At 65.3% G+C, this 16,920-nt stretch carries 20 protein-coding genes; 7 read left to right on the top strand and 13 right to left on the bottom strand.

Annotated features, from left to right (window positions below; genetic code table 11):
* Nucleotides 1–69 precede the first annotated feature (69 nt).
* Complete coding sequence (hsdR, locus tag ABNK63_RS00320) at nucleotides 70–2,394, bottom strand: EcoAI/FtnUII family type I restriction enzme subunit R (protein ID WP_350016334.1); 2,325 nt, start codon at nucleotides 2,392–2,394, stop codon at nucleotides 70–72.
* Between the two features lie 447 nt (nucleotides 2,395–2,841).
* Here hsdR and ABNK63_RS00315 point away from each other — a divergent pair, with 447 nt between their 5' ends.
* Both ABNK63_RS00315 and ABNK63_RS00310 read left to right on the top strand, forming a co-directional pair.
* Nucleotides 2,842–3,612, top strand: a complete 771-nt coding sequence (locus ABNK63_RS00315; protein WP_350016333.1) for a hypothetical protein — start codon at nucleotides 2,842–2,844, stop codon at nucleotides 3,610–3,612.
* Nucleotides 3,609–4,118: a PIN domain-containing protein gene (locus ABNK63_RS00310; protein ID WP_350016332.1), complete on the top strand. Its 510-nt coding sequence runs from the start codon at nucleotides 3,609–3,611 to the stop codon at nucleotides 4,116–4,118. Before ABNK63_RS00315 ends, ABNK63_RS00310 begins: the two co-directional genes overlap by 4 nt.
* A gap of 100 nt (nucleotides 4,119–4,218) precedes the next feature.
* Here ABNK63_RS00310 and ABNK63_RS00305 read toward each other — a convergent pair whose 3' ends face one another.
* Genes ABNK63_RS00305 through ABNK63_RS00295 form a run of 3 tightly spaced genes read right to left on the bottom strand, consistent with a single transcriptional unit; the run spans nucleotide 4,219 to nucleotide 7,207 of the window.
* Nucleotides 4,219–4,644 carry a UPF0158 family protein gene (locus ABNK63_RS00305; RefSeq protein WP_007809724.1) on the bottom strand — a complete coding sequence of 142 codons (426 nt, stop codon included), beginning with the start codon at nucleotides 4,642–4,644 and terminating at the stop codon, nucleotides 4,219–4,221.
* Nucleotides 4,641–5,732 (bottom strand): restriction endonuclease subunit S, encoded by a 1,092-nt coding sequence (locus ABNK63_RS00300; protein ID WP_162098653.1) that lies wholly within the window; start codon nucleotides 5,730–5,732, stop codon nucleotides 4,641–4,643. The genes ABNK63_RS00305 and ABNK63_RS00300 overlap by 4 nt, the downstream gene beginning before the upstream one ends.
* Before the next feature lie 23 nt (nucleotides 5,733–5,755).
* Nucleotides 5,756–7,207, bottom strand: a complete 1,452-nt coding sequence (locus ABNK63_RS00295) for an N-6 DNA methylase (RefSeq protein WP_007809726.1) — start codon at nucleotides 7,205–7,207, stop codon at nucleotides 5,756–5,758.
* A gap of 375 nt (nucleotides 7,208–7,582) precedes the next feature.
* On the opposite strand from ABNK63_RS00295, the gene ABNK63_RS00290 reads away from it, so the two are divergent.
* From ABNK63_RS00290 to ABNK63_RS00280, 3 genes are all read left to right on the top strand, one after another.
* Nucleotides 7,583–8,593, top strand: coding sequence for a hypothetical protein (locus ABNK63_RS00290; RefSeq protein ID WP_350016331.1), 1,011 nt, complete (start codon nucleotides 7,583–7,585; stop codon nucleotides 8,591–8,593).
* Nucleotides 8,580–8,867, top strand: coding sequence for a hypothetical protein (locus ABNK63_RS00285; RefSeq protein WP_350016330.1), 288 nt, complete (start codon nucleotides 8,580–8,582; stop codon nucleotides 8,865–8,867). The genes ABNK63_RS00290 and ABNK63_RS00285 overlap by 14 nt, the downstream gene beginning before the upstream one ends.
* A 64-nt stretch (nucleotides 8,868–8,931) precedes the next feature.
* Nucleotides 8,932–9,588, top strand: a complete 657-nt coding sequence (locus ABNK63_RS00280; RefSeq protein WP_350016329.1) for a hypothetical protein — start codon at nucleotides 8,932–8,934, stop codon at nucleotides 9,586–9,588.
* Here the strand turns inward: ABNK63_RS00280 and ABNK63_RS00275 are convergent.
* The 8 genes from ABNK63_RS00275 to ABNK63_RS00240 all read right to left on the bottom strand — a co-directional run bounded on the left by ABNK63_RS00275 (nucleotide 9,585) and on the right by ABNK63_RS00240 (nucleotide 14,591).
* The gene (locus tag ABNK63_RS00275) at nucleotides 9,585–10,766 is read right to left on the bottom strand and encodes an AI-2E family transporter (RefSeq protein ID WP_350016328.1); all 1,182 of its coding nucleotides are present in this window, start codon (nucleotides 10,764–10,766) and stop codon (nucleotides 9,585–9,587) included. The genes ABNK63_RS00280 and ABNK63_RS00275 overlap by 4 nt on opposite strands.
* A 10-nt stretch (nucleotides 10,767–10,776) precedes the next feature.
* Nucleotides 10,777–11,103, bottom strand: coding sequence for a hypothetical protein (locus ABNK63_RS00270; protein ID WP_007809731.1), 327 nt, complete (start codon nucleotides 11,101–11,103; stop codon nucleotides 10,777–10,779).
* The gene (locus ABNK63_RS00265; RefSeq protein ID WP_238530968.1) at nucleotides 11,100–11,507 is read right to left on the bottom strand and encodes an ABC transporter ATP-binding protein; all 408 of its coding nucleotides are present in this window, start codon (nucleotides 11,505–11,507) and stop codon (nucleotides 11,100–11,102) included. The genes ABNK63_RS00270 and ABNK63_RS00265 overlap by 4 nt, the downstream gene beginning before the upstream one ends.
* Before the next feature lie 89 nt (nucleotides 11,508–11,596).
* Entirely contained in the window at nucleotides 11,597–11,959 is a 363-nt protein-coding gene (locus ABNK63_RS00260; protein ID WP_007809735.1) for a DUF883 family protein, read from the bottom strand.
* A 54-nt stretch (nucleotides 11,960–12,013) separates the two neighbouring features.
* Nucleotides 12,014–12,169, bottom strand: a complete 156-nt coding sequence (locus ABNK63_RS00255) for a DUF1328 domain-containing protein (RefSeq protein WP_007809737.1) — start codon at nucleotides 12,167–12,169, stop codon at nucleotides 12,014–12,016.
* A 121-nt stretch (nucleotides 12,170–12,290) separates the two neighbouring features.
* The gene (locus tag ABNK63_RS00250) at nucleotides 12,291–12,914 is read right to left on the bottom strand and encodes a YbhB/YbcL family Raf kinase inhibitor-like protein (RefSeq protein ID WP_350016327.1); all 624 of its coding nucleotides are present in this window, start codon (nucleotides 12,912–12,914) and stop codon (nucleotides 12,291–12,293) included.
* Between the two features lie 149 nt (nucleotides 12,915–13,063).
* On the bottom strand, nucleotides 13,064–13,357 hold the full coding sequence (locus ABNK63_RS00245) for a GIY-YIG nuclease family protein (protein WP_350016326.1): 294 nt from the start codon (nucleotides 13,355–13,357) through the stop codon (nucleotides 13,064–13,066).
* A gap of 145 nt (nucleotides 13,358–13,502) precedes the next feature.
* Nucleotides 13,503–14,591 (bottom strand): PQQ-dependent sugar dehydrogenase, encoded by a 1,089-nt coding sequence (locus ABNK63_RS00240; RefSeq protein WP_007809741.1) that lies wholly within the window; start codon nucleotides 14,589–14,591, stop codon nucleotides 13,503–13,505.
* Between the two features lie 99 nt (nucleotides 14,592–14,690).
* Between ABNK63_RS00240 and ABNK63_RS00235 the strand changes: the two genes are divergently transcribed.
* Nucleotides 14,691–16,166, top strand: a complete 1,476-nt coding sequence (locus tag ABNK63_RS00235) for an AAA family ATPase (protein WP_350016325.1) — start codon at nucleotides 14,691–14,693, stop codon at nucleotides 16,164–16,166.
* A 9-nt stretch (nucleotides 16,167–16,175) separates the two neighbouring features.
* On the opposite strand, the gene ABNK63_RS00230 is transcribed toward ABNK63_RS00235, so the two are convergent.
* Nucleotides 16,176–16,532, bottom strand: coding sequence for a response regulator (locus ABNK63_RS00230; protein ID WP_040673549.1), 357 nt, complete (start codon nucleotides 16,530–16,532; stop codon nucleotides 16,176–16,178).
* Nucleotides 16,533–16,697: 165 nt separating this feature from the next.
* On the opposite strand from ABNK63_RS00230, the gene ABNK63_RS00225 reads away from it, so the two are divergent.
* Nucleotides 16,698–16,910 carry a DUF3820 family protein gene (locus ABNK63_RS00225; RefSeq protein WP_007809746.1) on the top strand — a complete coding sequence of 71 codons (213 nt, stop codon included), beginning with the start codon at nucleotides 16,698–16,700 and terminating at the stop codon, nucleotides 16,908–16,910.
* Nucleotides 16,911–16,920: the final 10 nt, after the last annotated feature.

Here is a 16,920-nt window from a genome sequence, read left to right as displayed (position 1 = left end):
TGAACTTTCTCTGCGAACATGTGATTCGACCTGCTTCCGCCTACTCCATGGTTCGGCGTACCGCTGCAACTACTGGTAGAGATGCGCCTGGATCGCGATGAAGGCCTCGCGTATTGCGGGCACCGGGCCGAGCAGGCGCTTGGCATCGTTGGTGCCACCGTAGCGGATGCGCAGGAAGTCGGCGATTTTCCTTGATGCCAGCTCGTCCACGCCGTGCTTCTCGTAGGCCTCCAGCACGTAGTCGAGGAAACCGCGCATCTCTCGCTGGTAGCCATCCAGTCCCGTCGCGCGCGCGCTACCGGCGCGTTCGTGGCGCGACAACGGCGCCAGCGTGAAGCGGACATAGGCCAGCACGTCGAAGATGTCGCTGTTGGAGGCGTCGATCAGGCGCCGCATGTCGTCCAGACGATCAGCATCGTAGCCGAGATCCTTCAACCGCTGCTGGAAGGCTTCGCGCCGATCTGGGTCGCTCCATACCGCACGCAAATCTTCTTCCGAGGCAACCAGATTGTTGAGGTCGCCAAACAACTGCTGCATGAATTCCTGCGCGGTGATCTGCCGGCCCTCGTGCCAATACGTGGTGGCGGCGAGGTAGCGGATCGAGCGCTCCTTGCCGTCTGCCAGTTTCACGATGATTTTTGGCGTGGGTTCCGGCGTCTCCCTTACGCCGCCGTCGGTCTGTTTCGGCGGATCGTCCTGCCCATCGGTTTCGCGTGGAGTTTTCGGCGTCGGCTCATCCGGCGGCAACGGCTCGCCATCCCACTCGGGGTCTTCGAACTTCTCGTAGCCCTTCACGAAATCGTAGATGGTGAAGAAGTCCTTGCCGTCGAAGGTGCGCGTGCCGCGGCCGATGATCTGCTTGAACTCGATCATCGACTTGATCGGGCGCAGCAGCACGATGTTGCGCACATTGCGCGCATCGACGCCGGTGGAGAGTTTCTTCGACGTGGTGAGGATCGTCGGCAGCGTCTTCTCGTTGTCCTGGAACTCGCGCAGATGCTGCTCGCCAAGCTTGCCGTCGTCGGCGGTCACCCGCTCGCAGTAATGCGGGTCGGGGTTGTCCTTGATCTGGTTGATGGCATTGCGCACGCGCGCGGCGTGGTCCTGCGTGGCACAGAACACCAGCGTCTTCTGGCGCTGGTCGATCTGGTCCATGAATTCGTGCACGCGGCTTTCCTCGCGCGCGTCGATGATGATCTTCGTGTTGAAGTCGGCCTCGGTGTACTCCTTGTCCGGGTCGATCTCGCCGCCGATCACCTCGTCCTCGTCGGAGTACGTGTAGCTGTCCAGCGTGCTGGCCATCTGGCGCACCTTGAACGGGGTGAGGAAGCCGTCGCCGATGCCTTGCTTGAGCGCGTAGGTGTACACCGGGTCGCCGAAATAGCGGTAGGTGTCCACGTTCGCGTCGCGCTTGGGCGTGGCGGTCATGCCCAGCTGCACGGCGGGCGCGAAGTATTCGAGGATGCCGCGCCAGCTGCTTTCGTCGCGGGCACCGCCGCGATGGCATTCGTCGATGACGATGAAGTCGAAGAAGTCCGGCGGATAGCCTTCGAAGGTGAACTGCGGTTCGCCGTCCTGGTCCGTACCGGTCATGAAGGTCTGGAAGATGGTGAAGAACACGCTGGCATTCTTCGGAATCCGGCCCTGCTTGCGGATTTCGTCCGGGCTGATGCGGCACAGCGCGTCGGGCGCAAACGCGCTGAACGCGTTGTAGGCCTGGTCAGCCAGGATGTTGCGGTCGGCCAGGAACAGGATGCGCGGACGGCGCACCGGATCACGGCTCAGGTTCCAGCTGGACTCGAACAGCTTCCACGCGATCTGGAACGCAATGGAGGTCTTGCCGGTACCGGTCGCCAGGGTCAACAGGATGCGCTGCTCGCCCTTGGCGATCGCCTCCAGCACCGCGGTGATCGCGTTGTGCTGGTAATAGCGCGGCTGCCATTTGCCGCCGCCGGTCTCGAACGGCACCGCACCGAAACGGTCGCGCCAGTCGTTACCCTCGGGGAAGCAGCGCGCCCACAGCTCCTGCGGCGAGGGAAACGGCAAGGCGATATCGCCTTCCGTGCCGGTGATCATGTCGATGGCATACCAGCCGATGCCATTGCTGGCGTAGGCAAAACGCGCCTGCAGCCGCGTGGCGTAGTCCTTGGCCTGGCCCACACCCACCGTGTGGCCAAGGCCGGCGCGCTTGGCCTCGATCACCGCCAGCTTGCGGTCGCAGTAGCTCAGCACGTAATCGGCCGACAGCGGATTGGCGCGCCCGCCACCGCCGGTGATGCGGCCGGGGCAGATCAGCTCGCGATGCACGCGCGATCCCTCGACCACGCCCCAGCCGGCCTCGCGCAGCACCGGATCGATGCGGTTGGCGCGGGTATCGGCTTCGGTTTCGTTCATGCCTGTCAATGTTGCCCCTGATGTCCGGATGGTGGCCGGAAGCCACGTTCGGTGCAACGTTCCGCGATGGCCGGACGCTTGCGCGCCCGGCCCCTGCTAAGCAAACTTGCCCGCAAGTGGGTTGGGAGATCCCGGCCGGCGTCGTGGCTTCGGTGCGTTCACCGGGGCCTTTCGCTTTTCTGGCGGGGCGAATCCTGACCCCTTCCAATGCCAGTGCGCCTGCCGCCGTGCCCATGTATTGAAGTTGCACCCAACATGCCCCCTCCTCTTGGTTCCTCGGAACTTACGCGGGGGTTCTTATTGCCGGTCCTTCAGCCGCCCTCACCCTCGCCAGCCACCGGGCGCGCTCACGCCACCGACGGACCGTCGCTCTTGTGATAGCGGATGACGCAACGCTCAGGTAGGCGACTACCCCAATCGGCACCGCCAAACACTACAATCAAGCGCATGCAACCGGCCAACACCCTTCGCTTCGCGTTGAACGACCGCATCGAGGATGCCGAGGTCGGGCCTGCGCACGTCCCGCTGGCGTTGTTGGGGCAGTTCCAGAACGATGTAGGCGAGTTTCTGGCTGGTTCCGGCAAGGACGTCAACCTCAATCAAGTGATGGTTGCCATCGAAGAAGGGTCACTCGCCCTGGTTGCCGTCGGCCTGCTGACAGCCACCACCCTGTGGGCTGATGTTCAACAGCTGCAAAACAGCGCCCAACTGGGTCTGATTGACCCCAAGCGCGCCGCGGTGATGGAACGCTGGCAGGTGGCTGCACGCAAAAATCCTCGCCGCCGCTACACGCTGGCCGATCAGAGCGGCGCGGCCATCATCCGTGTGGATGCGGACTCCGATTACCGGGACCAGACAGCCGCCGTGTGGGTGGAAGTCAGCAAGTACCTGCACGGCCAGATCACCGACCTGGGCGGCACCAGCAAGGCCAACGTCCACCTGAAGCTGGACAACGGCAAGGTGCTGACCATCGCCAGCACGCAAAAGCTGCTGGGCGATGACGAGCGCAATCGTCTCTACAAGCCAGCCGTCCTGCGGATTTCCGCCGAGGAAAACCTGCAGAGCGGCGAACTGCGCAATCTCACCCTGCTGGGCTTCGAGGATCACCAGCCGAGCTGGGACGCGGCGGCATTCGGCGAACTGGTGCGCAAGGGCACCCAGGCTTGGGCGGACGTGCCTGATGACTGGCTGGAAAGCCTGCGGAGCGGACAGGGATGAGCGCATCGGTGCTGCTGGATACCAGCTTTCTGATTTCATTCGTCAGTCAACACCGCGCCCACCACGCCACGGCCGAGCAGTACTACCGCTACCTGCTGAAGAACAACATGCCGATGATCTTCTCGGCCATCGTGGCTGCGGAATTCGGAATCAAGCAACCCATCACGGATCTGCCACTGAACAACTTCCGCGTTCTCGACTTCAATGTTCCGCATGGACAGAAGGCCGCAAACCTGTGGAGCGCGCTCGGTCAGCGGGACGCCCGGGAAAGCCGTGCGGTGGTGCGCGACGACGTGAAACTTCTGGCCCAGGCCGGCCACGAGGGCATCGATTTCATCCTGACCGAAGATGCCTCCACGCTGCACAAATACTGTGAACGCCTGCGCTCAGGCGGGCATCTGAAAACGCGTGCCATCACACTCAAAAACGGCTTCGACGCCAGTGCACTGCGCGACGATGGGCAGATCGACTGGGTCAGCGACTCAGCTCCCGATCCCAACGCGTAAGACCTGTCCTTGACGAGTGGACAGGTTGCGGCGCGGCATTACGGCAGCTGGCCGAAAACGCATATTGCGGCAGGGACCGCGCAGACGTTGGCGCCATCGCTCACTCAGCCAGCGTGATGCTGTTGTCCGCGCACCATTCGCGCAGCGCCTGTCGGGTCTGTTCCCTCTCCCACTGATGCCAGGCGTCGAGGCTGTCGTGGCGATCCAGCAGGTCCTTGAAGCGGGCGTAGGCGCCGCGGTGCGAGAACATCGCGCATACCTGCTCGTAGCAATCCGGCAGCTGCGTGCGGGCGAACTCCAGCGCCAGCGGCTTGCCCAGGTCGAGGTCGCGTTTGTTCGGCAACGCCACGTAGCGCGCCGCGTCTTCGATGTCCGCCGGCAGCGGATCGAACTCGTCGAACTCGTCGCTGTGCCGGAGCACCGTGCCCGTGTCCCGGCACACCCAGGCCTCCGTGTCGCCACCCGCGTCCAGGAAGAGCAGCGCATCTTCGAGGTCGGCCAGTTTGACGGGGGTTTGCTCGCTCATGCCAGTTCGCCGGAGAAGGCTTTTTGCAGGAGGGATTGGCGGAGGGTGGTTAGCTCTGAGAGCTTCCGCTCATAAGCTTCGACAAGCTCCAAGGTCTTTGTCTCAATGGACCTCACTCGCATGACGTGACGTCTTTGATCTTCAATTGAATCTGGGAACCGAACCTTCACTACTCCAATCGTTGTACCTGAAATAGCAGGCTGTGCGGCTTGGTTCGCCGTAGTTCTAAGATCAGCCTTGCTCAGAAGAAGGGCTAGGAAGTCCAGATCGAAGTCTCTGTAAAGCTTGCTGACATGAAACGCGTTATCCGTGAGCCATATCGGGCCATCTACAACGCGCACATTCCCACACTTGGCGCCCACCCTGCCAATGAGAATATTTCTTCCTTTCAGATTTGACTCATTATGCAGCCCGGTTTGTCCGTTGCCTCCGAACACTGGAATGGTTCCCGACGCAGCCATAGCTTTGCTCGGCAGAAAATCACCGCTTCTAACCTTGATGATTGTGGAAATTTCTGCCGTGATCCAATCCTTGTGGTTTGCTGCCGCGGTGATCTGCACCGATCGGAGTAGCTCGTTCGCGTCCACCAGATTGGCCTCGGCATGGGCGCGGGCGCGGTCGAGGGCGGCGAAGGCCTGATCGAGCACCGCAACGATCCGCTTCTGCTCTTCCAACTGCGGCAATGGAATCTCAAACTCCATCACCTCATTCATGTTGGCACGGGGCATTCTCGCTCCCGTCGCAGTTGCTGCTATGCGCTCGCAGGTCTCAGACCATGTAAGCCAGTGAAACAGGAAATTCCGATCCAATCTCTCGCATGGCAACAACGGGAAGATTTCAGTCGAGCAATGTCCCTCGAACGTTGGCAGCAGCGCCTTATTCAAGTAGGCGCGCAATCGCCCATAAAGAACGTGACGCGGAGTGAAGTAAAAGGTGTCGCTTTTGACCTGAGCGGGCAACGTCGATCCGGTGAATTCACCAGTGTTGCTCGATATGTCTTCAAGTCCTACGTATGGCAAAAGTCCCCTGCTCTTGGTCTTCTCCACTGAGACGACAGAGCCAAGCGGGACACAGTTCTGCTGGCTCAACCCACGAGCAACACCGGGCAACCTCACAACATCCCCCGAATCTCTTCCAGAATCTGCGCCGTCTCCGCATCCCGCGCCAGCATGTCGGCGATGATCTGCTCGGGACTGCGCAGCGCCTGGGCTTCCAACGCGTTCGGATTCTTCACCGACAGATCCCACGTCGCGGTGTCCAGATCCCTCACTGCCACCGACCAGCTTTTCGCGCTGTCGTCCTTGTCCGCCTGCAAGGCGACGAACTCGACCAGATCCTCGTCATTGAGCGGATTGGTCTTGCCCAGGCTGCGCCCCGGATCGAGCTGGTAGTACCAGACCTTGCGCGTCCTGGAACCCTTCTCGAAGAACAGCACCACGGTCTTGACGCCCGCGCCCTGGAAGGTGCCGCTGGGGCAATCCAGCACGCTGTGCAGGTTGCAGGTTTCCAGCAGCTCCTTGCGCAGCGCCACGCTGGCGTTGTCGGTGTTGCTGAGGAAGGTGTTCTTGATCACCACGGCGCCGCGGCCGCCGGCTTTCAGCTTACGGATGAAGTGCTGCAGGAACAGGTAGGCGGTTTCGCCGGACTTGATCGGGAAGTTTTGCTGCACCTCCTTGCGCTCACCGCCGCCGAATGGTGGATTGGCCAGCACGATGTCGTGGCGATCCTTCTGCTGGATGTCGAGCACGTTCTCGCTGAGCGTGTTGGTATGCCGGATGTTGGGCGCGTCGATGCCGTGCAGGATCATGTTCATCACGCCCAGCACGTAGGCCAGCGATTTCTTTTCCTGCCCGTAGAAGCTGCGCCGCTGCAGCGTGTCCCAGTCGGCGGCGGAGAGGTCGTCGCGGCGCATCGCGTTCCACGCTTCGCACAGGAACCCGGCCGAGCCGCAGGCGCCGTCGTAGACGGTTTCGCCGATCTGCGGATTGACCACCTTGATCATGGCGCGGATCAGCGGGCGCGGCGTGTAGTACTCGCCGCCGTTGCGGCCGGCGTTGCCCATGCGCTTGATGCGGGTTTCGTAGAGATCCGACAACTCGTGCTTGGCCTGCTGACTGCCGAAGTTGAGCTGGTCGATGATCTCCAGCGCGTCGCGCAGCGAGTAGCCAGAGCGGAAGCGGTTGGCGATTTCGGAGAAGATCTCGCCGATCTTGTATTCCAGCGAATCCGGATCTTCGGTGGTTTCGCGGAAGGTCTGCAGGTAGGGGAACAGCTCGCCGTTGACGAACTCGATCAGGTCCTTGCCGGTGCGCGCGGCGTTGAGGTCGGGCGCGCCATCCTTCGTCTTCGGCGCGGCCCACGACTGCCAGCGATACGGTTCGTCGAGGATCGGCCTGTACTCGCGGCCTTCCAGCCCGGCCTCGTCCTCCCACTCCTTCTCCATGTCGTCGAGGTACTTGAGGAATAACAGCCACGAGGTCTGTTCGGCGTAGTCCAGTTCGGACGCCAGGCCCTCGTCATTGCGCATGACGCGGTCCATGTTGTTGAAGGCGTTTTCAAACATGTGGTGTGATTTTTCCTGGATTGGGCCCAGCTGCCACGAAACACACAGGGAGCATTGCCCATGAGTGACCATCGTCTGTGCGGCTGGTGAGCCCGGATGGTCGACGGCACGATGGGGTTCGTCAAGCAATCCGTCGTGCCGCCTGGTCTTCGGCGAATTGCTCAGCGTACAAGCTCGACTGGGCGCCCATTCGCTGAAGTGCGATGCCTGCCATCATCGCGGGGTGAGGTGCGAGGCTCGCCTGATGACACCGGACCGATTGTCCCGCGCTGATGACCGCTGGTCACGCCGGCTCCCCGCTCGTCACAAAGCGGCGGCGATGCGCTGGCGCCGCTATACAGACTCGGCCGCACATCATCGCGTCGAGGAATACGCATGGCCCACCGCTCGCTCACCTTGCTCGCCAGCAGCCTCGTCGCGCTGGAAATTTTCGGCGCGACTGCGATCCACGCGGCCAGCGCGACTTCCCCATCGCCGGAAATCTTCGCCCCCGGCGCGATCTCCGGTCCGTCCGGCGTGGACTGCCTGACCTTCGCGCCGGACGGCAATACCGTCTACTTCGACCAGCAGGCGCGCTGGAACGGTTTCATCATGGAAGCGCATCGCGTGGGGAACGGCTGGTCGACGCCGCGGATCGCCTCGTTCTCCGGGCAATGGCAGGACCACGATCCGGCGATGGCGCCGGACGGTTCGTTCCTGGTGTACACCTCCAACCGCGCCGCGGTGGCCGGCGGTCCGGCGCTGCGCGGCGGCCAGTTGTGGCGGGTGGACCGCCACGGCAGCGGCTGGGGCGAGCCGCAGCGGTTGCCCGACGCGGTGAACGTGGGCACCAGTGTGTACTCGCCCAGCGTGGCGGCGAATGGCGACGTGTACTACCAGCGGCGCGACGAGGCCACCCACGAGTTCCATCTCTACCGCACGGCCTGGCGCGATGGCCGCTACCAGGCACCGCAGCGCCTCGCGCTGGGCGATCCGGCCGCACACGAACTCGATCCAGCGGTGGCGCCGGACCAGTCGTTCATCGTGTTCGACGCGAACTACGCGGGCAAGGACAAACCCGACCGGCTGTACATCGCCTTCCGCGACGGCGCGGGCTGGGGCACGCCGATCGACCTGGGCGACGCGGTGAACCGCTACGAGCCCTGGGGTTCGCACCTCGGCCCGGACGCCCGCACGCTGTACTTCACCAGCAACTACACCGCAAAGGTGAGCTACCCGCGCACGGGCGCGCAGGCACGGGCCGACCTGGCGCGGATGCGCGCGTGGGACAACGGCAACGACCACATCTGGAAAATGTCGCTGGCACCGTGGCTTGACGCGCCCCGCTCGCGCGAGGCCGCGGCAAGCCCCCATCACTCGACCGGAACCAGCCATGACGCCACGTAACCTCGCCCTCGTCGCCAGCCTCGCACTCGCGTTCGCATCACCGCTGGCTAGCGCTGGCGAACTGCTGGGAGCGGGCGTGATCTCCACCGGCCTGCAGGAAACCTCGGTTGCGCTGACGCCGGACGGAAACACGCTGTACTTCATGCGCTCGGATCTTGCCGAAGCCGACGACACCATCATGGTCTCGCATCGCGCGGGCGATCGCTGGTCGACGCCGCGTCGCCGGGTTCTCCGGCGAGTGGCACGACTCCGAGCCGACGCTGTCGCCCGATGACCGGCGCCTGTACTTCGTCTCCAATCGGCCGCTGCGGCCGGGCGGCACGCCGGTGACGGCGACCATGAACGGACGCAGTTTTCCCGGCACGAACCTGTGGTTCGTCGAACGACAGGCCGCTGGCGGATGGGCCGCGCCGGTGCATGTCGACGGCGCGCTCAACGACGGGGCGATGATCTACAACCCGTCGGTGGCGGCCAACGGCGACATCTATTTCTCGGCGCATCGCGCGGATTCCGGCAAGGCCTACCAGATCTACGTGGCGCGCGATCACGGCCATGCCATGCCGGAGCAGGTGCCGCTGGGTGATCCCGCGAACAACCGCATGGACCCCGCGGTGGACCCGGCCGGGCGCTTCCTGCTGTACGCGGGCAACGAAGGCGATGCGCTGGGCAGCGCCGACATCTACATCGTGTTCCGCCAGCCGGATGGTGGCTGGAGCAAGCCCGAGCACCTGGGCGGCGACGTCAACAGCCGCACGCTGGAGAACGCGCCGTCGCTGGGGCCGGCGTTCGGCGAACTGTTCGTGTCGAGCGCGCGCCGCGGCGAGGTGCGCTTTCCGAAGCCCCGCGACGACGACGCCTCGCTGCAGCGGCGGCTGCAGTCGCCGCTGAACGGCTCGCGCAATCTCTGGCGTTTCGACATTTCCCGGGTGCTGCGCGCCCACGGCATCACGCCGACAGCGAGCGCGGAACCGATGCCAGCTGATCCTGCCGGCTAGCGCTGCACGATGTGGGCGAACCACTCCCAGCCACGCACGCGCTCGGTGATCAGCTTGGTGCAGGTCAGCATCGGCACGGCCAGCAGCGCGCCGGGGATGCCCCACAGCCAGCCCCAGACCAGCAGCCACAGCAGGATCGCGATGGGGCTCAGCCGCATGCTGGCGCCCTGGATCAGCGGGGTGATCAGGTTGCCTTCCACCGCGGTGATGCCGGCGAAGGTCAGCACCGGCAGGAACACTTCGAGGCTGGCGTCGTTGGCGTAGAGCATGCACACCACCGCCAGCAAGGTGGTGGTGACGATCGCGCCCACATAGGGAATGAAGTTGGCGAACATCGCCACCGCGCCCCACAGCAGCGGGTCGGGCACCTTGTAGAGCCACAGCATGCCGGCGGTGATCGCGCCGAGGCTGGCGTTGATCAGCAGCGCGGTGAGCAGGTAGCGCGAGATCTCGGTCTGGATGCCGCGCACGATCGTCACCGCGTGTCGCTTGTAGGCGAAGCTGGGGGTGATCTCCACCAGCCGGCGCAGCATCGAGTCGCCGTAGATCAGGAAGAAGAACACCAGCAGCAGCACGCTGAGCACGGCCGCCAGCACCTTCGGTGCGGTGGAGACCACGTCCCAGGCACTGATCGAGATCGGCGTGGACTGTGGCACCGCCGCGCGGGTGCTGGAACCGCTGACCAGGGTCTGGGTGGCACGGTTGGCTGCCTCCAGCGGCTTGGTGAAACTGCGCAGTTTCGGCACGAAGCTGCGGATTGCGGTGGGCGCGCCGTGGAACCAGCCGATGGCCGGCTGGGCCAGCAGGCCCACGCCGCTGCCGATGCCGGTGATCAGGCCGATCATCAGCACCATCGCGGTAAGCCAGCGCGGGATGCGCAGGCGGGCGCCGAAGGCCACGATGGGATTCAGCGCCAGGCCGATGAAGGCGGCCAGCACCAGCGGGATCAGCAAGGCCTTGGTCAGCGTGATGGTGTACAGCAGGGCCAGCAGCAGCAAGGCGTTGAAGACCAGGCGGATCGCACGCAGGTGGCGGCGTATGCCGAGCACCGGATTGCGTCGCCGCAGCGGGGTGTCCTGGCCGGACGGCGGTTCGAACCCTTCGGCGACCGCGACCTCGGCGACGAGGCCGACGGGGGTGCCGGGCGCCAGCGACGGCAGTGGCTCGGGTTCGCTCATGCCGGTCTGCTCATGCCTGTTCGCCGGGCTCGGCGATGTCCGCCGCGGCGTGCTTCGCCATGCTGACCTCGGCGAAGTCGGCCACCAGGCGGGTGCCCTGCGCCAGCACTTCGGCAAGACCGCCGCTCAACAGCGAGCCGACTCCCGGCACGCGCAGCGGGTGCACGTCCAGCGTGCCCAGCACCACGCCGGCACCGGCGGCCACGCCCACGGTGGTCAAAGGGTTGTCGCGGCCCCGTGCAAGCAGCAGCGCGGCCGGCGTCGCGAGTTCCTGCCGCGCGAACCGCATGCGCAGCTGGGCGGCTTTCACTTTGGCCAGGCGGTCGAACAGGCTCATGGCGTTCCCCCGTCACGCTGCCCGGAAGGTGCGGCCGGCTCGTCCGCGTCCCTGTGCAGCGTTTCGCGCATCATCGCACCCCATTCGTTGCGTGTGGCGGGCAAGCTCATCCAGTGCATGCAGCGACGGAACAGGATGATCGCGCCGAGCAGGAACAGCAGTTGCAGCACGGCCAGGCCCAGCAGCGCCCAGAACCACGAGCCCCACCACGACGCCAGCACCACGCCGACCAGGCCCAGCAGGGTCAGGCCAAGCCCCACGCCCGCGACGGTGGCCGCCAGCGCAGCCAGCAGCATCCACGAAACGGCGCTGCGGGCCAGCCCCAGTTCGGCGGCCAGCAAGGCCAGCTGGGCGCCGAACAGATGCCGGATGGCGCGCCCGAACTGGCCCAGTTCGGCCAGCAGACCAGACGACAGCGGCGCCGGATCCGGCGCCGCTGTCGCATGAGTCGATGCACCGTCGCCGTCCACGGGATCGGTTTGCTCCGGATCGCTCACCGCCGCAGGATGCGGCCGAGCAACCAGCCGGCGCCCAGGGCGATCGCCACCGACTGCACGGGCTTTTCGCGCACGTAGTCACGCGCCTGCTCCAGCCATGCATCGGCGCGGTCCATCGTCTGGTCATACACCTCGCGACTGCGCTCGCTGACCTCGGCAGCCTTGTCGCTGGCCTTGTGCGCCGCGCCGGCCGCCTTGTCGGTGGCCCGGTGCAGACCTTCCTCGACGTGGTCGGCGGCACGCTCGACGCTGTCCTTGGTGCTGGCGACGGCGGCCGAGGTGGCCTGCTTGATCCGCTCGGCGCGCTCGTCGATGCGATCGCCGGTCGGCTTGTCGTTGCTGCTGACTTGGTTGTTCATGGCTTGGCTCCGGAAAGACTCAGTATGGCGCGCCCGCGCCGCGATCGGCAGGGGTCAACTGGCGCGACGGAAGAACGCGATGATCGCCAGGATCAGGAAGATCACGAACAGGATCTTGGCGATGCCGGCGGCGGCGCCGGCAATGCCGCCGAAACCGAGCACGGCGGCGATGATGGCGATGACCAGGAAGACCAGGGCGTAATGAAGCATGGGGGAATCCTCGTGTGGGGTAAGACGTGCCCGCGGTGCGACCGCGTGCAGCCATTCACCCATAGCCCATGCCTTGCCGGTGTGAAGAGAAGACGCGCGGGCATGCACGCGGCGCCGACGTTCAGCCAGCCACCTCCGGGTTCAGCGTGCAGGTGCCGACCAGCTCGGCCTGTTCCAGCACGTGGCCCGCCATCGCCGCGCGCAGGTCGGCCAGCGAAAAGCCGGTGACCAGCGGCAACGCCGCCACGTCCAGCGCGTACACGGTGAAGTGGTAATGGTGCAGCAACGCATCGTTCCACGGCGGGCACGGGCCGTCATAGCCCAGGTATTCACCGGCCATGTCCGGATCGCCGCTGAACCAGCCGGTGTAGTCGTTGGCGCCCTGCACGCTGCCGGGTGGACCGAACGGTTCGCGCTTGCCGCGCGGGGTGATCCCGTCGCTGCACGCGCCAGCGGCAAGCTCGCCACACTCCACCGGGATGTTGGCCATCAGCCAGTGCACGAACTCCACCCGCGGCAGGTCCGCCGGCACCGTGCGACCGGGCTGGTTCACGTCGTCGCCGCGGCTGGGCACGTCCGGATCGATGCAGGTGAGCACGAACGAACGGGTGGCCGACGGCGCGTTCTTCCACGCCAGGTGCGGGCTGTGGTTGTCGGACAGCGCGAACGGATCGGCACGCTTGCCGAAGGTGAAGGTGGCCGGAATCGGCTGGTGGTTTTCGAAGTTGTCGCTGCGTAGTTGCATGGTGTGTGTCCGCTTGGGTGGCGTGTTGAAATGCGATGACCAGCTTCGCTGTTGTAAGGCGCTTCCTGCCTTCGCAGGAATGACGGAAAACATCGGCGTCGCACCCCACGCTCGTCATTCCTGCGAAGGCAGGAATCGCACTTCGGCAACTACAGAATAGTCGGATACAAATCCCGCCACTCCGCATTGCCTTCGTTGATCAAGCGCATCTTCCAATCGCGCTTCCACCGCTTGAGTGTCTTCTCGCGCAGGATCGCCGACTCCATCGTCGGGTGCATCTCGAACCAGACCAGTTCATGCACCTGATAGCGATGCGTGAACCCCTCTACCAAATCGTTCCTGTGCTGCCAGATACGTTTGACCAGGTCGCTGGTGACGCCTATGTAGATGACACCGTTCTTCTTGCTCGCCAGCATATAGACGCAAGGTTGTCGCCTGTCCATGGCTTTGTCCTTTGTTGGTGGACTGCGATGACCAGCGTAGTGCGATTCCTGCCTTCGCAGGAATGACGGCAAAAAACGCGACAACGCTCCACGCTCGTCATTCCTGCGAAGGCAGGAATCGCATTGGGTTCAGATGACGCGAAAGTCAGGGCTTGTACGTCACCCGATACACCGCGCCGGCCAGGTCGTCGCTGACCAGCACGCTGCCGTCGGCCAGCGGCTGCACGTCGGCCGGGCGGCCCCAGGCGCTTTCGTCCTGTTCGAAGCCGGTGATCAGCGGTGCGTACGACAGCACCTTGTTGCCTTTCAGGCGCACCGTCATCACCCGGTAGCCGGACTTCTGCGTGCGGTTCCACGAACCATGTTCGGCCACGATGATCGCGCCCTTGTAACTGGCCGGGAACTGGTTGCCGTCGTAGAAGCGCATGCCGAGCGAGGCGACGTGTGCACCGAGTTTCAGCACCGGCGGCACGTAGTCCTTGCAGCTCCTGCCCTTGCCGAAGTCCGGATCGAGCGTGTCGCCCTGGTGGCAGTACGGGTAGCCGAAGTGCTGGCCGGTCGCCGTGATCTCGTTCAGCTCGTCGCTGGGGATGTCGTCGCCGAGCAGGTCGCGGCCGTTGTCGGTGAACCACAGGTGGCCGCTGCCGGGCTGCCAGTCGAAACCGACCGTGTTGCGGATGCCGCTGGCCACGTCTTCCCAGCCGCCGCCGTCGGGATTCATCCGGATCAGCTTGCCGTGGTCCGGCGCCGGATCGCAGATGTTGCAGGGCGCGCCGATCGGCACGTACAGCTTGCCGTCGGGACCGAAGGCCAGGAACTTGCCGCCGTGATGGGTCTCGGTGGGAAGCCTGTCGGTAACCAGCTCGGGCTTCGGTGGCGCGTCAAGGTGCTGCTCGATGCCACGCAGTACCACGATGCGGCTCACCGCCGACACGTACAGGTCGCCATCATGGAAGGCCACGCCCATCGGCAGTTGCAGGCCGCTGGCGATGACCCGCACCTGTTCGGCCACGCCGTCGCCATCCCGGTCGGTCAGCGCATAGACCTTGCCCGCACCGGTGGAGCCGACGAACACGGTGCCGTTGGCGCCCACCGCCATTTCGCGGGCGTTCGGCACCTGGTCGGCATACAGCGCGACATGGAAGCCCTTCGGCAGGGCCAGCTTGTCCAGCTTCGTCGCCGCCAGCGCGGGCAACGACGAGCCGAGCAGCAACAACGACAACAGCAGGCGCATGGCGGCGCTCCTTTGGCGTGCGGACAGCCAGCGTATACCGCCGCGCGTGAAGCCAGAAGCGTCGGCGCTCTGTAAACTTGTCCTCTTCGAGGGGGAAACATGAGCGAATTGCAGGATCTCACCACGCTGGTTCGCGCGGCCACGCCACTGCTGGTGATCGAGACGGTGGACGAGCAGCGGGTGATCGAGTGCTTCCGCCATGTGATTTCCCAGGCGCTGCATCCGCTGTGGCGCTGGACCCTGACCGACGGCCTGAACCGGCTCGACTTCGCCCAGCGCGAGGGCGACGTGGCGCCGGACGCCACCGCCACCCTGGACGCGATCCGCGCCCAGGGCGAACGCGGCATCTACCTGATGTTCGATTTCCACGGCCTGCTGCGCTACGCGATGAGCCTGCGCCAGCTGCGCGAGATCGTGCAGCGCCACCGCTCGGCCGCGCACACCATCGTGCTGGTCGGTGCCAGGGTGGAGCTGCCCGATGAGCTGGAGGCGCTGGCCTTGCGGGTACCGCTGTCGCTGCCCGACCTGAAGGAACTGGCCGGCATCCTGCGCGCCGAGGCGGTGGCCTGGCAGCGCGAACAGAACCGCAAGGTCGAGGTGGACAACGACGCTGCGCGCACCATCGTGCGCAACCTGCTCGGCCTGTCCGCGCCGGATGCCCGGCGCATCGTGCGCAAGCTGATCTACAACGACGGCGCGCTGGGTCCGCAGGACCTGCCCGAGCTGATGCAGTCCAAGTTCGACCTGCTCAACCGCTCCGGCCTGCTGCATTACGAATACGCCACCGCCAGCTTCGCCGACATCGCCGGGGTCAGCCGCGTGCGTGAGTGGGTGCAGCGCCGACGCGCGGTGTTCCTGGCCGCCACGCCCGATCCCGCGCTCGATCCGCCCCGCGGCGTGCTGCTGCTCGGCGTGCAGGGTTGCGGCAAGAGCCTGGCGGCGAAGGCGATCGCCGGCGGCTTCGGCGTGCCGCTGGTGCGGCTGGATTTCGGCACGCTGTACAACAAGTACCAGGGCGAGACCGAGAAGAACCTGCGCGAGGCGTTGGCCAGCACCGAGCTGCTGTCGCCGTGCGTGCTGTGGATCGACGAGATCGAGAAGGGCCTGGCCGGCGGCGGCGATGACGGCGGCGTGTCGCGCCGCGTGCTCGGCTACCTGCTGACCTGGATGGCGGAGCGCAAGGCCAAGGTGTTCGTCGTCGCCACCGCGAACGCGGTGCACGAACTGCCCGCCGAGCTGCTGCGCAAGGGCCGTTTCGACGAGATCTTCTTCGTCGACCTGCCCGCTGCCACGGTGCGCGAGCAGATCTTCGCGATGCACCTGGCACGGCGCCAGCTCGATCCCGCCAGCTTCGAGCTGCCCGCCCTGGCGGCGGCGAGCGATGGCTTTTCCGGCGCCGAGATCGAGCAGACCATCGTCAGCGCGCTGTACGACGCGGCGGGCAACGGCACGCCGCCGGACCAGCCGGTCCTGCTGCATGCCCTCAGGCAGACCCGCCCGCTGTCGGTGCTGATGCGCGAACAGGTGAACGCGCTGCGGGCCTGGGCCCAGGGGCGTTGCGTGGCGGCGGACTGACGCCGGGCTTCAGCCCAGCAGGTCGCGCACGGCGGCTTCGAGATCGTTCCTGCCGAACGGCTTGGCCAGGAAACGGATACCGGGGAACTCGCCTCTCAGGCCGCTCTGATCGGAACCGGACAGCACCATGAAGGGTGTCCCGCGCGCCAGCAGGTCGAGCAGGATCGGGCGCGCGTCCTCGCCGCGCAGATGCATGTCCAGCAGCACGGCATCGATCTGGCCGTCCTCGATCTCGAACATCGCATGCTCGAGGGTGAGATTGATCAGGACGTCGTGTCCCATGTCGCGCACGATGTCTTCGACAAGCATGGCCACGATCGGGTCGTCTTCGACGACCAATACCCGTCTGGCGGTGGTTGGTGGCACCCTGGTACTCCCTTGGTCGCACTTGAGTCTGCCAGCAAGCGCCGTGGCACGCCAGCCGGCACCGCGCACGCGGTCCGGACCGGGACACGAGGCTCGGGATGTTGTATTCAGCTCGTGCATGCCGTTCCGGCGCCGCGCTTTTTTTCCCGCCACCGAGGCCATGACATGGACCCCGCCGACCTGCAGAAACTGGTGACCGTGCGCATGCCTTATGGCAAGTACCAGGGTCGGCTGATCGCGGACCTGCCCGGCGCCTACCTGGCCTGGTTCGCCCGCAAGGGCTTCCCCCCGGGGCAGCTGGGCCAGTTGCTGGCCCTGATGCTGGAACTCGACCACAACGGCCTGGGCCGCCTGCTCGACCCACTGCGCACGCGCTGACGAATCATCG

Origin of the sequence: Rhodanobacter sp. IGA1.0, assembly GCF_040208325.1 — a bacterium.
Taxonomy (GTDB): Bacteria; Pseudomonadota; Gammaproteobacteria; order Xanthomonadales; family Rhodanobacteraceae; genus Rhodanobacter; species Rhodanobacter spathiphylli.
Note: the sequence above shows the minus strand (reverse complement) of the source record. Positions and strands in the feature narration are given on the sequence as shown.

What these genes read in the sequence shown, in the direction of transcription:
- hsdR (WP_350016334.1), bottom strand. Translation starts at nt 2,394, where the DNA reads ATGAACGAAACCGAAGCCGATACCCGCGCCAACCGCATCGATCCGGTG.
- ABNK63_RS00315 (WP_350016333.1), top strand. Translation starts at nt 2,842, where the DNA reads ATGCAACCGGCCAACACCCTTCGCTTCGCGTTGAACGACCGCATCGAG.
- ABNK63_RS00310 (WP_350016332.1), top strand. Translation starts at nt 3,609, where the DNA reads ATGAGCGCATCGGTGCTGCTGGATACCAGCTTTCTGATTTCATTCGTC.
- ABNK63_RS00305 (WP_007809724.1), bottom strand. Translation starts at nt 4,644, where the DNA reads ATGAGCGAGCAAACCCCCGTCAAACTGGCCGACCTCGAAGATGCGCTG.
- ABNK63_RS00295 (WP_007809726.1), bottom strand. Translation starts at nt 7,207, where the DNA reads ATGTTTGAAAACGCCTTCAACAACATGGACCGCGTCATGCGCAATGAC.
- ABNK63_RS00290 (WP_350016331.1), top strand. Translation starts at nt 7,583, where the DNA reads ATGGCCCACCGCTCGCTCACCTTGCTCGCCAGCAGCCTCGTCGCGCTG.
- ABNK63_RS00285 (WP_350016330.1), top strand. Translation starts at nt 8,580, where the DNA reads ATGACGCCACGTAACCTCGCCCTCGTCGCCAGCCTCGCACTCGCGTTC.
- ABNK63_RS00280 (WP_350016329.1), top strand. Translation starts at nt 8,932, where the DNA reads ATGAACGGACGCAGTTTTCCCGGCACGAACCTGTGGTTCGTCGAACGA.
- ABNK63_RS00275 (WP_350016328.1), bottom strand. Translation starts at nt 10,766, where the DNA reads ATGAGCGAACCCGAGCCACTGCCGTCGCTGGCGCCCGGCACCCCCGTC.
- ABNK63_RS00270 (WP_007809731.1), bottom strand. Translation starts at nt 11,103, where the DNA reads ATGAGCCTGTTCGACCGCCTGGCCAAAGTGAAAGCCGCCCAGCTGCGC.
- ABNK63_RS00260 (WP_007809735.1), bottom strand. Translation starts at nt 11,959, where the DNA reads ATGAACAACCAAGTCAGCAGCAACGACAAGCCGACCGGCGATCGCATC.
- ABNK63_RS00255 (WP_007809737.1), bottom strand. Translation starts at nt 12,169, where the DNA reads ATGCTTCATTACGCCCTGGTCTTCCTGGTCATCGCCATCATCGCCGCC.
- ABNK63_RS00250 (WP_350016327.1), bottom strand. Translation starts at nt 12,914, where the DNA reads ATGCAACTACGCAGCGACAACTTCGAAAACCACCAGCCGATTCCGGCC.
- ABNK63_RS00245 (WP_350016326.1), bottom strand. Translation starts at nt 13,357, where the DNA reads ATGGACAGGCGACAACCTTGCGTCTATATGCTGGCGAGCAAGAAGAAC.
- ABNK63_RS00240 (WP_007809741.1), bottom strand. Translation starts at nt 14,591, where the DNA reads ATGCGCCTGCTGTTGTCGTTGTTGCTGCTCGGCTCGTCGTTGCCCGCG.
- ABNK63_RS00235 (WP_350016325.1), top strand. Translation starts at nt 14,691, where the DNA reads ATGAGCGAATTGCAGGATCTCACCACGCTGGTTCGCGCGGCCACGCCA.
- ABNK63_RS00225 (WP_007809746.1), top strand. Translation starts at nt 16,698, where the DNA reads ATGGACCCCGCCGACCTGCAGAAACTGGTGACCGTGCGCATGCCTTAT.